Origin of the sequence: Polaribacter litorisediminis (assembly GCF_019968605.1) — a bacterium.
GTDB classification, from domain to species: Bacteria; Bacteroidota; Bacteroidia; order Flavobacteriales; family Flavobacteriaceae; genus Polaribacter; species Polaribacter litorisediminis.
On record NZ_CP082966.1, the window covers coordinates 3,868,620 to 3,884,615 of the forward strand.

Consider the following 15,996-nt stretch of genomic DNA (forward strand, 5'->3'; position numbering starts at 1 on the left):
ATCAACATGAAAAACTGCTTTTTTATTTTATTATTAATGGTTTCTTTAATTGGATTTAGTCAAAAGATTAGTGGAAAAGTAACGTATGCAGTTTCAATGGAATCCTATACAAAAGAGAAAATAGATTCTATAGCTAGAAACTTCAAAACTAAAAACATAAAAATGGATAAATGGATGAGAGATATTTTTGAAAATACTCCAGATGTAAAAGCTTTTTTAGAATTCAACAATACTGAAGCTTTATATTTTGTAGAAGATAAGATGCAAAATGATGGTAAACCAACCTATAACGTAAACAGAACTTCTGCTGGTGGATATGATCAATATTACAAAAACACCAAAACAGGAGAATATTTTAAAGAAAATAGCACTTTTGAAGAATTATTACTGATAGAAATTGACACAAAAAAATGGGAAATAACGCAAGAGTCTAAAAAGATAGGAAACTATTTGTGTTATAAAGCCATAGATATTGCCTCTACAAATAGAAAAATGAAACCTGTAGTTTGGTTTACACCAGAAATACCTGTCAGTTTTGGACCTCTAAAATATAATGGGTTGCCTGGCTTGGTTCTTTTGGTAGAAATGTATAAAAGAACAATTAGTGTATCAGAAATAATATTAAATCCAAAAGATGAAATTATCATCAATAAACCAACAAAAGGCGAAAAAATTACTGCTGAAGAAGCTAGACAAAGAGGAGCTGCTATGTGGAAAAAAATAGAAAAACAATAAGTTATCATTTATGAAAAAGAAACTCCTATTTATTTTTGTACTTACTATTTTGTGTTTTAGTTATTCCCCAAAAGTAACTTTAACAGGTTTTGTAAAAGACAGCTTACAAAACACAAAGATGTTTCAATAAAATGAGCAATTTTTAAAGCTAAAAATAAATAATTTTGTTGTCAAGAAAAGAAAAAAACCGATTACAAGAAAATTCATTGTAGAAAAGAATACAATTTGATTCTTAAAACTAATTTTTCTTAAAACCTTTAAAATCTTTTAGGTTTATATCAAAAATTTTTAAGATAAATAAAAACCACTGTGCATCTAACTTGATATGTCCGTTTTCTAATTTTGAATACGCATTATCGCTTAAACCAAGTCTTTTTCCTACTTGATATTGGGTTATACCTTTTTCCTTTCTAATTGAAATTAGATTTTTTAAAATAGCTTCATATTCGTCTTTTACAAAGTAAGTAAAGAAGTCTTTCTTTTTCAAAAAAACAAAAGTAGTACATATTTTCAACATAAAATGTTCCATTTACGCTTCATGGTTTATGGGGATATTTTTGTGTTTTTCTCCCCCAAAACCATGAAGCGTAAATGGAAAGCTATTTGTTTTTTTAAACCAATAAAGTTTCTGAAATTTGGAAAACTGAAATTGTTGAAAACTAAAAGATTAACAAAAAGTACATATAAGCTATAAGAGAAGTCTCTTTTTTTAAAGATTGATTTGAAAAGTTAGTAAGAAATATAATTTTAGAGAAAAGTAAAAAAACCTCCGCTTGCGGAATTAAGAAATATAAAAATTACCAAATAAATGTATTACCTAAAACAAATGCTTATGTAAATAAACAGATACCCGATAAATTCGAGCACAAGCAGAGGAAGTTTTGCAAAAATACCACTTTTTCTACCAATTTTTTAGAGAATTTTAATTTGGTTTATTCAACTAAAAACTCAATAAAAATATTTAAATAAATTAGATTTTTACAAAATGAAAAAAGTAATACTAAGTCTAGTATTTGCACTAGCAACAGGAAGTATGATGAATGCTAGTACTAATGTTAAACAAACAGTAGCAAATGAAATCGAGGTAGCAGGAGATTGTATGGATAATGTATATGATATTATTAGTCAGCCAAAATATGATGATATATCAGTAGAGGCTATACAATGGTTAATGTACTGGATGTGTGAAGCTTAATGTTTAATATGTTTTCTAGGGTTTAATTTATAAACCCTAGAAAATTTAAATCTAATAAAAATGAAAATTAAATATATTTTAAATGTAATAATAATAATAATCTCCTGTATAACAGAAATTAAATGTCAAGAGATAGATGGAATGGTAATCTATTCTACTTATAGAAATGAAAGTGACAGAGAAGAAAATAAGAAAATAACTAAAAGTTTAAATTTATTTAATGATAGAATTGAAAAGGAAATAAAAAAATTGAAATTGTCGCTTATTTTTTCAAGGAACGAATCTAGTTTTACTTGTATTGAGCCAATGCATATAAATCAAGCTGAAAAAAGAATGCATTTTATGGCAAGAATACTTCAAAAAGTATATCCTCATTATTTTACAAAAGAAAATCAATATTTTGAAGAAAAAGATTTAGGAGGTGAACTTTTCTTAATTAAAAGAAATATTGATATAAGTGACTGGAAATTAGTAAATGAAAAGAAGAAAATAGGGGGCTATATTTGTTATAAAGCTATCCGAAATCATAGTTTTGTTGCTGCTGACGGAAATAATAAAATCAGTAAACAAATCGTTTGGTACACATTAGAAATACCAATACATTTTGGACCTAAAAATTTCGTTGGTTTTCCTGGATTGGTTTTAAAAGTTGTAGATGGTAATTTAGTTTACGAAGTTAGTAAAATAGTTTTAAACCCTAAAGAAAGAGTTATAGTTAAACAACCATCAAAAAAAGGTAAAGAAATCAGTGAAAAAGCATATAATGAAATTTTAGAAGGATCATCTACCAATATAAGAAGAGAAATCAAGAAGAGGAAAAAAAGCTAAAAAAAAGTGTTTTTGGGAATTAAGATTACCATAAATATAATTATTGAAACTATTAAAAATTTTCATCGTTTTATAAGTAGCTATAATCAAAAAAAACAGCTATGAAATTTATTCTTCTATGTATTTTATCATGTTGTTCGCCAACGGTTCTTTCTCAACAATTAAGTGGTAAAGTAACCTATATAGTTTCTATGGAATCCTATACAAAAGAGAAAATAGATTCTATAGCTAGAAACTTCAAAACTAAAAACATAAAAATGTATAAATGGATGAGAGATATTTTTGAAAATACTCCAGATGTAAAAGCTTTTTTAGAGTTCAACAATACTGAAGCTTTATATTTTGTAGAAGATAAGATGCAAAATGATGGTAAACCAACCTATAACGTAAACAGAACTTCTGCTGGTGGATATGATCAATATTACAAAAACACCAAAACAGGAGAATATTTTAAAGAAAATAGCACTTTTGAAGAATTATTACTGATAGAAATTGACACAAAAAAATGGGAAATAACGCAAGAGTCTAAAAAGATAGGAAACTATTTGTGTTATAAAGCCATAGATATTGCCTCTACAAATAGAAAAATGAAACCTGTAGTTTGGTTTACACCAGAAATACCTGTCAGTTTTGGACCTCTAAAATATAATGGGTTGCCTGGCTTGGTTCTTTTGGTAGAAATGTATAAAAGAACAATTAGTGTATCAGAAATAATATTAAATCCAAAAGATGAAATTATCATCAATAAACCAACAAAAGGCGAAAAAATTACTGCTGAAGAAGCTAGACAAAGAGGAGCTGCTATGTGGAAAAAATAGAAAAACAATAAGTTATCATTTATGAAAAAGAAACTCCTATTTATTTTTGTACTTACTATTTTGTGTTTTAGTTATTCCCCAAAAGTAACTTTAACAGGTTTTGTAAAAGACAGCTTACAAAACACAAAGATGTTTCAATAAAATGAGCAATTTTTAAAGCTAAAAATAAATAATTTTGTTGTCAAGAAAAGAAAAAAACCTATAACAAGAAAATTCATTGTATAAAAGAATACAATATGATTCTTAAAACTAATTTTTCTTAAAATCTTTAAAATCTTTAAAAAAATCTTTTAGGTTTATATCAAAAAGTCTTAAGATAAATATAAGACGCTGTACATCTAACTTTATATGTCCATTTTCTAATTTTGAATAGGCATTATCGCTTAAACCAAGTCTTTCTCCTACTTCATATTGGGTTAAACCTTTTTCTTTTCTAATTGAAATTAGATTTTTTAAAATAGCTTCATATTCGTCTTTTACAAAGTAAGTAAAGTAGTCTTTCTTTTTCATAAAAACAAAAGTAGTACATATTTTCAACATATAATGTTCCATTTACGCTTCATGGTTTATGGGGATATTTTTGTGTTTTTCTCCCCCTAAACCATGAAGCGTAAATGGAAAGCTATTTGTTTTTTTAAACCAAAAAAGTTTCTGAAATTTGGAAAACTAAAATAGTATAAAACTAAAAGATTAACAGAAAGTATATATTCTCTATAAGAGAAGTCTCTTTTTTTTTTAAGATAAATTTGAAAAATTAGTAAGAAATATAATTTTAGAGAAAAGTAAAAAAACCTCCGCTTGCGGAATTAAGAAATATAAAAATCTTGCAAATAAATGTATCACCTAAAACAAATGCTTATGTAAATAAACAGATACCCGATAAATTCGAGCACAAGCAGAGGAAGTATTGCAAAAATACCACTTTTTCTACCAATTTTTTAGAGAATTTTAATTTGGTGTACACAACTAAAAACTCGAAAAATAATTAATAAATAAACCTAAATAATAGGTTTTAAATTTTAGAAAAATGAAAAAAGTAATTTTAAGTTTAGTATTTGTGCTAGCAACAGGAACAATGATGAATGCGAATACTTCTAACGAAGAAATAGCTACACCAACAACAGAAACTATTGAAGTAGTTGAAGATTTTGGATGTAGGGGTGAATGTAATGCTGACGCAAGAGCAGGAGCTTTGGCATTTGCAACAGATCATGAAGACAGAAGTTCTGAAGGAGAATTATATGGTCTTTGGGAATTATTTTATACTACATGTGTTGATGCACGTGGATGTTAGAAATAAAATTAATGACTAGAGTTTTACTCTAGTCATTTTAAGCTTTAAAAAACATGAAAAAATTAAACATAGTTATTTTATTATTAATTTGTTTTTCCAACATAAACTTAAGTTCACAAAAAAACAGTTCAGGAATTGTTTATTATGAATCTAAAATTAACGGTAAAGAATTAGATAAATATTTAACAACTAAAAGAAAAAATATAAATAGAAAAGGAGTTAAAGAATCTTTAGATAAAGTGTTTTTAAATACAACTACTATAAAATCTAAATTAAAATTTTTCGATTATAAAGGAATTTTTAAAGTTACTGAAAAACTAAATTTAGAAAAAAATGAATTAGCTCAAAAGGTTTTAAAAACTGTTAGTGGAGGTTCAAATACATACTATTACAATGAAATAGATAAAATATACTTGATAAAGGAATGTATCATTGGCGAGTGTTTTATTTTTGACAATAAGTATTTAGAATGGCAACTTACCCAAGAAACAAGAACTATAAATGGTTATGTATCATACAAAGCTACAAGAAGTAATGGTAAAGTAATTGCTTGGTACACACCAAGTATTCCAATAAGTTTTGGTCCAAAAGGAGAATATGGTTTGCCAGGTTTAATTTTAGAACTAGAGGTAGGGAAAATTATATTTAAGGCAACTAAAATTGTACTAAACCCAAAAGAAGAAATTAAAGTAGAAGAACCGACTGGTGGCAAACGAGTTTCTTATGAAGAATATGCAAAAGAAATAAAAAAAGCTAAAAAAAGTGTATTTGGTAATTAGATTTATTTTTTAAAAACACTCTTTTTGAAACTTAACTTTTTTTAATTCGTTATTAAAAGAAAACATTGTTATGAAAAAGCTTTTATTTTTTTTACTCTTTTTATTTTCTATGCTTAGTTTTTCACAAAAAACAATTGGCAAAATAACTTATGTGGTTTCTACAACGCCAATATCTGATAAAAAAATAGACTCTATCTCTAAAAAAAGTAAGGTAAAAAACTTAAAAATGAACTCTTGGATGAAAAGTGTTTTAAAAAACATGCCAGATGTAAATGCATATTTAGAATTTAACAATCTAGAGTCTATTTACTATGTAGAAGATAAAATGAATAATGATGGCAAACCAACTTTAAATATGAATAGAACTTTTGCAGGAGGAGACAACAGATATTATAAGAATATTAAAACAAAAGAATTTTATCATGAAAGTGATGTTTTTGATGAACTTTCATTAATAGACATCCCTAAGAAAGAATGGAAAATAACACAAGAATCTAAAGTAATTGGTGGTTACGTATGTTATAAAGCAGTAGATTTAAGTTATAAAAAAATAGTACTTATGCTTGGTTTACACCTCAAATACCTGTCAGTTTTGGACCTCTAAAATATAATGGGTTGCCTGGCTTGGTTCTTTTGGTAGAAATGTATAAAAGAACAATTAGTGTATCAGAAATAATATTAAATCCAAAAGATGAAATTATCATCAATAAACCAACAAAAGGCGAAAAAATTACTGCTGAAGAAGCTAGACAAAGAGGAGCTGCTATGTGGAAAAAAACAGAAAAACAATAAGTTATCATTTATGAAAAAGAAACTCCTATTTATTTTTGTACTTACTATTTTGTGTTTTAGTTATTCCCCAAAAGTAACCTTATCAGGTTTTGTAAAAGACAGCTTACAAAACACAAAGATGTTTCAATAAAATGAGCAATTTTTAAAGCTAAAAATAAATAATTTTGTTGTCAAGAAAAGAAAAAAACCTATAACAAGAAAATTCATTGTAGAAAAGAATACAATTTGATTCTTAAAACTAATTTTTCTTAAAATCTTTAAAATCTTTAAAATCTTTAAAATCTTTAAAAAAATCTTTTAGGTTTATATCAAAAAGTCTTAAGATAAATATAAGACGCTGTACATCTAACTTTATATGTCCATTTTCTAATTTTGAATAGGCATTATCGCTTAAACCAAGTCTTTCTCCTACTTCATATTGGGTTAAACCTTTTTCTTTTCTAATTGAAATTAGATTTTTTAAAATAGCTTCATATTCGTCTTTTACAAAGTAAGTAAAGTAGTCTTTCTTTTTCATAAAAACAAAAGTAGTACATATTTTCAACATATAATGTTCCATTTACGCTTCATGGTTTATGGGGATATTTTTGTGTTTTTCTCCCCCTAAACCATGAAGCGTAAATGGAAAGCTATTTGTTTTTTTAAACCAAAAAAGTTTCTCAAATTTGAAAAACTGAAATTGTTGAAAATTAAAAAATTAACAAAAAGTACATATTCTCTATAAGAGAAGTCTCTTTTTTTAAAGATTGATTTGAAAAGTTAGTAAGAAATATAATTTTAGAGAAAAGTAAAAAAACCTCCGCTTGCGGAATTAAGAAATATAAAAATTACCAAATAAATGTATTACCTAAAACAAATGCTTATGTAAATAAACAGATACCCGATAAATTCGGGCACAAGCAGAGGAGGTTTTACAAAAGTACCACTTTTTCTACCAATTTTTTAGAGAATTTTAATTTGGTGTACTCAACTAAAAACTCAAAAAATATTTATTAAATAAACCTATAAAGAGGTTTTTAAATTTTAGAAAAATGAAAAAAGTAATTTTAAGTTTAGTATTTGTTTTAGCAACAGGTGTTAGTTTTATAAATGCAAAATCAGCTGATAATGAGTTTATCCCAGCTGCTGAAAAAGTAATGGAAATAGTCGAAGAATTTGGTTGTGCAAGGGATTGTGTTGATAGTTCATTTGAACTGACAATAGAGGAAGCAGAAGCAGAAGGAGGATTAGTATATATGGAAGACTATTTAGCGAATTATGAACTCTGTTTAGCTGCTAATTGCCAAATTTTTAGTTAAATTAATTATTTGAGCCACCTCTTAAATTAAATTTAAGATGTGGCTTTTTAAAAAGAATATCAAAATGAAAATACTGACAAAAATAAGTTTTCTAATACCTTTTTTAATATTTTTCTCTGTCAAGTCACAAGAATTATCAGGGAAAATTACTTATAATGTTTCTTTAAATTTAACAGTAGGTCAAGTAAATAAAAGAAACAAAGAATTAAATAAGATTACCTCGCAACATTATTTAAATAAGATTAATAATGCAAGAGATATCTTAGTTTATTTAGAATTTGATAAACTCTTTTCAATTTATAAGCCAGATATGAAATTAAAAAATGATGGTATAAGAGTAGATAATTTAACTCAAAAAGGAGCAGGTAGGGATAAATTATATTTTACAGAAAATAGTTTTATAAAAAAAAATAGTATTCTAGAGTGTCGTGTGTTAGGAAAGTGTTTTTTAGTAGAACAACCAAAGCCTATATGGGAAATATCACAAGAAACTAAAATTATTGGCGGTTATCTATGTTATAGAGCAGAATATCAAAACCCTTTATATAAGTATAAAAAACCAGTAGCCTGGTTTACACCAAAAATACCAGCAAGCTATGGACCTAAAATTTTTACTGGTTTACCTGGCTTAATTTTAGAATTAGAAGATAATATAGTAACATTTACTGCAATTAAAATAGAATTGAACCCAAAAGAAAAAATTGTAATCAAAAAACCTAAAGGAGAAGAAATAACTAAAGAAAAGTATGATGTTTTAACTAGAAAAGCTCATCCCGCATTTTACAATAAATTGGAGAAGTACAGAAATTCGAAAAAGTCTTGAGTGCCATAAATTCATCGAATAATAATTTTTTAAAATAGAACCTTACCCAAGAAACAGGAGAAAAATGACTGCTGAAGAATCAAGAAAAAGAGGAGCTGCTATGTGGAAAAAAATAGAAAAACAATAAGTTATCATTTATGAAAAAGAAACTCCTAATTATTTTTGTATTTACTATTTCGTGTTTTAGTTATTCCCAAAAAGTAACGTTAACAGGTTTTGTAAAAGACAGCTTACAAAATCCTTTGCCTTATGCCAATGTAATTGCAAAACCCAAAGATGTTTCTAAAAATTTGCAGTTTGCTATTTCAGACAATGAAGGCTATTATAAATTAATTTTAGTGCAAGGAGATACAATTACCATTAGCATTTCTTATTTGGGTTACAAACCAATAGATTATCAGTTTATCGCATCGAAATCAACAAAAAAAGATTTTACATTACAACAATCTTCAGAGCAATTAGACGAAATTGTGATAGAAATGCCAGTAACTGTGAGAGGAGATACTACAATTTATAAAACGAGTAAATTTATAGATGGTTCTGAGCGCAAATTAAAAAATGTACTCAAAAAATTACCAGGAGTAGAAGTCAGTAAAAATGGTACAGTTACTGTGCAAGGTAAAAAAGTAACCCAAATGTTGGTAGATGGCAAAAAGTTTTTTGGAGGCAACTCTAAATTAGCTGTAGAAAATATTCCTGCAGATGCAGTGGGTAATGTAGAAGTGATTGATAATTATAATGAGGTTTCGTTTTTAAAAGGTTTGTCAGATTCAGATGAAATGGCAATGAACATCAAACTAAAAGAAGACAAAAAACGTTTTGTTTTTGGGGATGTAGAAGCTGGGAAAGGCAATGATGATTTTTATAAAACAAGTGCAAATTTGTTTTATTATTCACCCAAAACGAATGTCAATTTTATAGGAAACTTAAATAACATTGGCGAAAAAACATTTACGTTTAGAGATTACTTAAGTTTTTCTGGAGGAATAAATGCTGTTTTTAGCGGTAATTTTAGTTGGAAAGGTGGCGATTTTTCTCAATTTATGCAGAGCAATGATGTGTTAAGCAGTCAACAAAAATTTGGAGCGTTAAACATTACAAAAGTAGCCACTTCAACATTAGATGTTTCGGGTTATGCCATTTTCTCGAATTCAGAAACGTCTAGTTTGGTAGAAAATTTAAATGAATATACCGCATTTACAGAAGATAGAACTCGCAAAACTAATTTTGACAATTTGTTAGGTATTGGGAATTTGAATTTAGAATATACACCCAATTCTAAATCGAAATTCTATGCAAGAACCCAAGTCAAAAGAACCAATAATAGCAATAATCAAAGTCTTACTAGTATTATCAACAACAATACAAATACCATAACTACAGATAGAGATTTAACAGCCACCTACATCAATCAAAATATAGAATGGCACAAAAGACAAAATGACAAACACACGTTTTCATCAGTCATCAATTATACCTTCGATAAAAGTAATAAAACTGCTTTTTGGGACACACAAGATGCTATTTTACAAGGTTTAATTCCTGCCGATAACAATCAGACGCTTTTACGCATCAATCAACTAAAAAATACTCAAGAGCATAACTTTGATGGCGTTTTTAAACATTTTTGGGAAATAAACAATAGCAATCACATTTACACAACGTTAGGTAATAAATTTTTAAGCGAAGATTTTTTTACAGATGATAGTCAAATTTTAGATGATAACACCATTAATAATTTTGGTATCGATGGATTTGGAAACGATTTAAACTTTAAATTAAATGACTTTTTTTTAGGAGTTCACTATAAATTTAGAACAGGTATTTTTACGGTTAAACAAGGTTTTGAAGCCCATAATTATAGTTGGTCTTTGCATAATCAAACAGATTTAAATAAAAATAAATGGGTAGTTTTACCCGATTTTTTAGCAAAAATTGAGTTTAATAAGTCAAAAAAAATTACCATTAACTACAATTTAAAAACTTCTTTTTCTGATGCCAGTAAATTCTCCAATCGTTTTTATTTGCAATCTTACAATTCCGTTTTTAGAGGAAATGAAAATCTGCAAAATAATTTATTTCACAATGCACGGATTTATTACAGCAGATTTAGTTTGTATCGGGGTTTAATGTTGTTTACGAGTTTAAATTATAACAAACAAATTCGAGGTGTTAGAAATACGGTTGATTTTAATGACATCAATCAATTTTTAACCATTAAAATGTTTGAGAATCCATCAGAAGACTGGCGAGGAAATATTCATTTAGAGAAAACCATACATCAATTAAAATACAAGTTTGATGTTGGTTTTAACAACTCAAAATACATCCAAGAATTAAACAATACCATTCAAACCAATACAAATAAAAATTACGATTATGAAATTGCTATAGAAACCTTATTTGATAAATTTCCAACCATAGAAATCGGCATAAAACAAAATATTGGTAATTTTACAGCAAGTACAAACACCTCAAAATTTGTAACTACAGAACCCTTTATAAATATTGACTATAGTTTTTTAGACGGTTTCATTTTCAATTTCGATTACACAAAAAGTACGTATCAAAATAAAACTTTAGGGCAAAAAAATACGTATGAAATTGCGAACACTACCTTATCTTACAAAGGAGAAAATTCTGCTTGGAGTTATAAAATAACGGCTCAAAATATGTTTAACGCACAATTTAAACAAAGTAATAGTTTTTCAGATTTTTTAATTTCAGACACCAAAACATTTATTTTACCAAGAATTGTGATGTTTAGTATTGGGTATAATTTGTAAACTAAAAATCTAATTTTTCAATTACAAAATTACCAATATTGATGCCTTGCGTTAAACCATTTTCAACTGCTGCATTGTAATGAATTCCACCATAAATTCTGCTAATTGCAGCTTCTTTTGCAGCATTTCTAAACGAAGTAAAACTTCTTGTAGGCAAACCGTAAGGAATTTCTGTAGTATCATCAAAAGCAAAATTATCACCAAAAATATCCGTTAATACTTCTGCAGCAGCTCCAGAAACCACAGAATGTCCACTAGTATATTCAGGAAAAGGAGGCGTTTGTAATAATGGATACCAATCTTCATCCATATATTTATTAATTAAGGTTTCTGGTCTAATAAGGTTACTTCTATATTTTTCATCCCAACAACTTATAAAACCATCTGCAATTGCAATGGAGGTTTTGGTGTATGCAAAAACGGTTTTTTCAAAATTAGAGTTCGTTTTTTTTGCGGCTATTTTGCAAATACCAATCCAATGAGCACCCGGAGTTATCTTTTTAGAGGCAAACATAAAATGGCCTTTATTAACAACTACAAAAGGGTTACAATCCCAAAATTGAGCAATCGCTAATTCTTCAGAATCATTTCCTTTTTTTATAATTTCGTTGGTTAAATTGTATAAATCCATTAATTCTGTATGAAACGCAGTTCCCTTTTCCATAGAAAATTTTGGAGGTGGAATTGGTTTAAATTGAGCAGCAGAATCTAAAACAAAGGTTCGTATTTTGCTCCAATTAGGTTCAATACCTTGCATGTACGCAGGCGGTGTTGGTTGCCATCTAGAAGCATCATTAGAATACACATTAAAAGCAGGCATTGTTCTGGTTTCTTTATACATATCTTTATGCATCCAGTCTAAAATAGGTTTAGAAACCACCAATGCATACTTTTTAGAAGCTGTAAATTCTGTGTTATTTTTATACGCCCAATCCTTGTACAAGCTATCTCTAAAAACAATTATTTTTTCTTTGGAAAAAACAACTTCTTTGGCAACATCTAAATAAGCAATTAAAGCGGCTAATTGTTTGTTTGTATTTTTATCCAAAGAAATACTAGGAATCTTTTTTAATCCATTTAGTTGATTTTCTAAAGAATGATAAGCACCATTTTCTGTATTTAAAACTTGGTAAGCCGCAATGTTTGGATACGCGTAAATCCGACTAGCAACTGGTGGAGAAAAAATGTCATGAATCATGACCTCCGTTAATTTATCTACAAGTAAATGATACTCATTGGGCGTTATTTTAATAGGCTCTTTGGTACAAGAGAACAAAGAGCTTATGAATACGAAGACTATAAAACGTGAAAGAAATTGTTGCATTGTTAATTTTTATAAGTGTACGTTTTTAAACTATCGTTATTGGCAATAATCAGTAAAACATTTTTATCTTTCATTTTAAGAACAGCGGTTTCTTTTATTTGATTATTAAAAGGCTTTAAGCCCAATTCAGAAACTGGTTTCACATCATCTTTAGAAGTCATTAAAAAGCCTTTTAAAGATTTGTAACCTCCATGATAGGTATTTACTTTTAAAGAATTTCCGCTAATGAGAAGTTGTTTTTGTTTTTTTATTTCAATTTCAGAAAATGATGTAATTGGTGCCACTTGTAACTTTGCATTAAAAGGAATAAACTTTTTAAAATTCCCATTTTCGTTTTCTAAATATCCAGATGAAAGGATATCAATACTACTTTTTTTAGCGTCTTTTAAAACGTCTTTTCCAAAAATACTTTCTATAGATTGTAGTGCAAAATCTGCATGATTTAAAAATTTCTTACTGATAAAATTCATTTGAGAAGACAATTCATCCTTGGTTTGTAATGGATAATAGTTTTCGCCAATTTTATAAGCAATGATACTTTCTTTTTTTCCGTTTTTATCAAAATCTCCATGATATAAATAAATAGGATTTTCAATGTATTTTGAGAAACGATTGTTCTCTCCCCAATTTCCTAAAACAATATCTTGGTCGCCATCTAAATCAACATCATAAGTAGCAATGCTTTGCCACAAACCGTTTAAGTTTTTTGGCATTTCTTGTAAGGTTAAATTGCCATTTTTGTTGATATAAACTTTAGGAGAATCCCATTCTGACGCAATTAGCAAATCTTTTTGATTGTCGTTATTTACGTCGCTCCAAACAGCATCTGTAACTCTACCATTAAAAAGAAATTTTAAAGCAACGTTAAAATCACCTTGATTATTGGTTAAAATTGCCGAATTTACGGTAGCTCCAAAACTATCAGGATTCGATAAATTACCAATAAACAAATCATCATCTCCATCATTGTTATAATCATAAGCAATAACTGTAGACGTGTTAAGAGGATTTACCATCATTCTTTTATCGTTCTTAACAAATTTGCCATTTTGATTGATGTACAATCTGTCAATCTCAAAGTTTTTATTTCTGCGTTCGTTTACACCACTTGCCACATACAAATCTAAATCACCATCATTATCAGCATCAAAAAAAACAGCGTCATTATCTTCGAATTTTGCATCTTTTTCAAATTGATTTTGTGTTGATTTTTTAAATGATTTTCCATCGTTTAGAAATAAAGCAGCACTTTGGCCAGAAGCTCCGCCAATAAAAATATCATCAAAACCATTTTTATCAACATCGGCAAAAGCAAAAGCCGGACCTAAAGTTGATATTTTATAAGGAATTAAACGTTCATTAAAAAAGTCGTTATAGGTATCTTCTTCGTGTTTGAAAGAAATTAATTTTTCTTCACTAAAAATAGCAGCTGCTTTCTCAGTTTTTTCAGTTTTTAGAATAGCTAGATCACTATTATAATCAACTTTTAAAAGCTGATTTACTTGTAAATTTTCAGTTTTTTGATGCGTTAAGTTTGGCCAAACAACAACAATAGAGTCAATTTTAGAAATCGTATCTAATCCAAAATGTGCTTTTGCTTCCGTGGATGACAAAAATCCTCTAGACTTAATAATTTGTTTAGATTGTTTTGTATCATTGGCATATAAAAACACTTTGGCACCAATAGCCTCCTTATTTTTTTCTTGATAATTTAATTGAATTGTTGCGTAATTCTTTTTACTATTTGTTGTGTTTTCAAATATGCTAGCGAATTCATTTACATTATTGGTAACAAGATCTAAATCGCCATCCAAATCTAAATCTACGTATAAAGAACCGTTAGAAAGTGATGGTATTTTCTCAATCCAACTTCCAGTTTTTTCTTTAAATTGATTCGAGTTACCCTCAAATATTTGATTTGGAACTTTACCACTTGGCATTTCATTAATTGATTTATATAACCAATCTAGCCCTTTTTGTTGTCCATATTTTTTGAATGTACTAGATACGTATTTTTTAAAATCTAACCCATTTGGCCTTCTTAAAATACCATTAGAAATAAATAAATCTTGATGCCCATCATTATTATAGTCTGCAAAAAGAGGAGCCCAACTCCAATCTGAATCTGCAACTCCATTGTAAAGCGCTGTTTCGTAAAAATAATTTTCAGGTGTGTTGATCTGAAGCATGTTTCTAGAATATTGATCTTTATACCCTAAATTTTTAAGGTTAGCTTGCATATTTAACATAGCATCATCGCCTTCCGTTTCTTTCAACCATTTTTCTTCATTTGGCAACATGTCTAATGTAATAATGTCTTGCAAATCATCACCATTAATATCAGCAGCATCACTACCCATTGAAAAACGGCTAATGGTAGAAAAAGATTGGTCTAAACTTTCAGAAAACGTTCCATCTTTTTGGTTGATGTAATAATAATCATCTTCATGAAAATCGTTACAAACATAAATATCATCCCAACCATCATTATTAAAATCTGCAATAGAAGCGCTTAAACCATAGCCATTTACGCCACCAAAAATATTGGCTTTTTCGCTTACGTCTTCAAACTTTCCATGGTTGTTTTGCATTAAAACATCGCCAGTTAAAGAAACTCTTTTATTTCTTTGAGATGCTTTACCATGAGACAAACTGGTGTGAACCGCGTGGTTTACAATATATACGTCTAAGTCGCCATCTTTATCATAATCAAAAAAGTAAGCCTGTGTAGCATACCCTTTAAAATCTAAACCATATTCTTTGGCTTTTTCAGTAAAAGTACCATCACCATTATTGATAAATAACTCATTATGACCTTTAAAATCTAACAATTCTGAAACTGTACAAACATAAATATCTAACAACCCATCGTTATTAATATCTACCATTGTTGTTCCTGTACTCCAATCAGAATTTCCTTTTACATTTGCTTTTTCAGTAATATCTTCAAAGGTTAAGTTTCCTTTATTAAGGTACAATTTGTTTTCATTTTGATTAGAAACAAAATATAAATCTGGTAAGCCATCATTATTTATATCGCCTGTAGAAACACCACCACCATTATAAAAATAGATGTAATTGATAATGCTATGTTGGGCATCTTCTAATAAAGAATTTTTAAAGTGGATGTTGGTTTTAGAACTAGAAATTTTATTTAAAAGATAATCTTGATGTATATTTTCATCTTCGTTTTTACAACTAAAACTGATTAGTATCAATGAGAATAAAAACAAAAAAGGTGTTTTTTTCGACATATTTGCGAGTAAAATGGTTCATTTTCACAAATATATAAAATTATTTTAACATTATTTTAACAACATTAAT

At 28.0% G+C, this 15,996-nt stretch carries 16 protein-coding genes; 11 read left to right on the forward strand and 5 right to left on the reverse strand.

Annotated elements, in window-relative coordinates; translation table 11 throughout:
- The first annotated feature begins 6 nt into the window (after positions 1-6).
- Complete coding sequence (locus tag K8354_RS16625) at positions 7-735, forward strand: GLPGLI family protein (protein ID WP_223443311.1); 729 nt, start codon at positions 7-9, stop codon at positions 733-735.
- Positions 736-973: 238 nt separating this feature from the next.
- Here the strand turns inward: K8354_RS16625 and K8354_RS16630 are convergent, their stop codons facing one another.
- Positions 974-1,252, reverse strand: coding sequence for a helix-turn-helix domain-containing protein (locus K8354_RS16630; RefSeq protein WP_223443313.1), 279 nt, complete (start codon positions 1,250-1,252; stop codon positions 974-976).
- A gap of 468 nt (positions 1,253-1,720) precedes the next feature.
- Here K8354_RS16630 and K8354_RS16635 point away from each other — a divergent pair, with 468 nt between their 5' ends.
- The 3 genes from K8354_RS16635 (at position 1,721) to K8354_RS16645 (ending at position 3,576) form a co-directional block, all read left to right on the forward strand.
- Entirely contained in the window at positions 1,721-1,930 is a 210-nt protein-coding gene (locus K8354_RS16635; RefSeq protein ID WP_223443316.1) for a hypothetical protein, read from the forward strand.
- 60 nt (positions 1,931-1,990) lie between these two features.
- Complete coding sequence (locus K8354_RS16640) at positions 1,991-2,758, forward strand: GLPGLI family protein (protein WP_223443319.1); 768 nt, start codon at positions 1,991-1,993, stop codon at positions 2,756-2,758.
- A 101-nt stretch (positions 2,759-2,859) separates the two neighbouring features.
- Positions 2,860-3,576: a GLPGLI family protein gene (locus K8354_RS16645; RefSeq protein WP_223443321.1), complete on the forward strand. Its 717-nt coding sequence runs from the start codon at positions 2,860-2,862 to the stop codon at positions 3,574-3,576.
- Positions 3,577-3,825: 249 nt separating this feature from the next.
- On the opposite strand, the gene K8354_RS16650 is transcribed toward K8354_RS16645, so the two are convergent.
- Positions 3,826-4,086 carry a helix-turn-helix domain-containing protein gene (locus tag K8354_RS16650; protein ID WP_223443324.1) on the reverse strand — a complete coding sequence of 87 codons (261 nt, stop codon included), beginning with the start codon at positions 4,084-4,086 and terminating at the stop codon, positions 3,826-3,828.
- Positions 4,087-4,603: 517 nt separating this feature from the next.
- Between K8354_RS16650 and K8354_RS16655 the strand changes: the two genes are divergently transcribed.
- The 4 genes from K8354_RS16655 to K8354_RS18635 all read left to right on the forward strand — a co-directional run bounded on the left by K8354_RS16655 (position 4,604) and on the right by K8354_RS18635 (position 6,441).
- Complete coding sequence (locus K8354_RS16655) at positions 4,604-4,870, forward strand: hypothetical protein (RefSeq protein ID WP_223443343.1); 267 nt, start codon at positions 4,604-4,606, stop codon at positions 4,868-4,870.
- 53 nt (positions 4,871-4,923) lie between these two features.
- A complete protein-coding gene (locus K8354_RS16660) occupies positions 4,924-5,649 on the forward strand; it encodes a GLPGLI family protein (RefSeq protein ID WP_223443346.1) in 726 nt (241 codons plus the stop codon).
- Between the two features lie 70 nt (positions 5,650-5,719).
- On the forward strand, positions 5,720-6,253 hold the full coding sequence (locus K8354_RS16665) for a GLPGLI family protein (protein WP_254713029.1): 534 nt from the start codon (positions 5,720-5,722) through the stop codon (positions 6,251-6,253).
- Positions 6,229-6,441 carry a GLPGLI family protein gene (locus K8354_RS18635; RefSeq protein ID WP_254713059.1) on the forward strand — a complete coding sequence of 71 codons (213 nt, stop codon included), beginning with the start codon at positions 6,229-6,231 and terminating at the stop codon, positions 6,439-6,441. Before K8354_RS16665 ends, K8354_RS18635 begins: the two co-directional genes overlap by 25 nt.
- Before the next feature lie 238 nt (positions 6,442-6,679).
- Here K8354_RS18635 and K8354_RS16670 read toward each other — a convergent pair whose 3' ends face one another.
- Positions 6,680-6,958, reverse strand: a complete 279-nt coding sequence (locus K8354_RS16670) for a helix-turn-helix domain-containing protein (RefSeq protein WP_223443349.1) — start codon at positions 6,956-6,958, stop codon at positions 6,680-6,682.
- Positions 6,959-7,472: 514 nt separating this feature from the next.
- Between K8354_RS16670 and K8354_RS16675 the strand changes: the two genes are divergently transcribed.
- From K8354_RS16675 to K8354_RS16685, 3 genes are all read left to right on the forward strand, one after another.
- Entirely contained in the window at positions 7,473-7,739 is a 267-nt protein-coding gene (locus K8354_RS16675; RefSeq protein WP_223443352.1) for a hypothetical protein, read from the forward strand.
- A 64-nt stretch (positions 7,740-7,803) separates the two neighbouring features.
- Complete coding sequence (locus K8354_RS16680; RefSeq protein WP_223443355.1) at positions 7,804-8,562, forward strand: GLPGLI family protein; 759 nt, start codon at positions 7,804-7,806, stop codon at positions 8,560-8,562.
- A 137-nt stretch (positions 8,563-8,699) separates the two neighbouring features.
- The gene (locus K8354_RS16685) at positions 8,700-11,348 is read left to right on the forward strand and encodes a carboxypeptidase-like regulatory domain-containing protein (RefSeq protein WP_223443362.1); all 2,649 of its coding nucleotides are present in this window, start codon (positions 8,700-8,702) and stop codon (positions 11,346-11,348) included.
- A 1-nt stretch (position 11,349) separates the two neighbouring features.
- On the opposite strand, the gene K8354_RS16690 is transcribed toward K8354_RS16685, so the two are convergent.
- The gene (locus K8354_RS16690; RefSeq protein ID WP_223443365.1) at positions 11,350-12,672 is read right to left on the reverse strand and encodes a vanadium-dependent haloperoxidase; all 1,323 of its coding nucleotides are present in this window, start codon (positions 12,670-12,672) and stop codon (positions 11,350-11,352) included.
- A gap of 2 nt (positions 12,673-12,674) precedes the next feature.
- Entirely contained in the window at positions 12,675-15,926 is a 3,252-nt protein-coding gene (locus K8354_RS16695) for a VCBS repeat-containing protein (protein WP_223443367.1), read from the reverse strand.
- Positions 15,927-15,996: the final 70 nt, after the last annotated feature.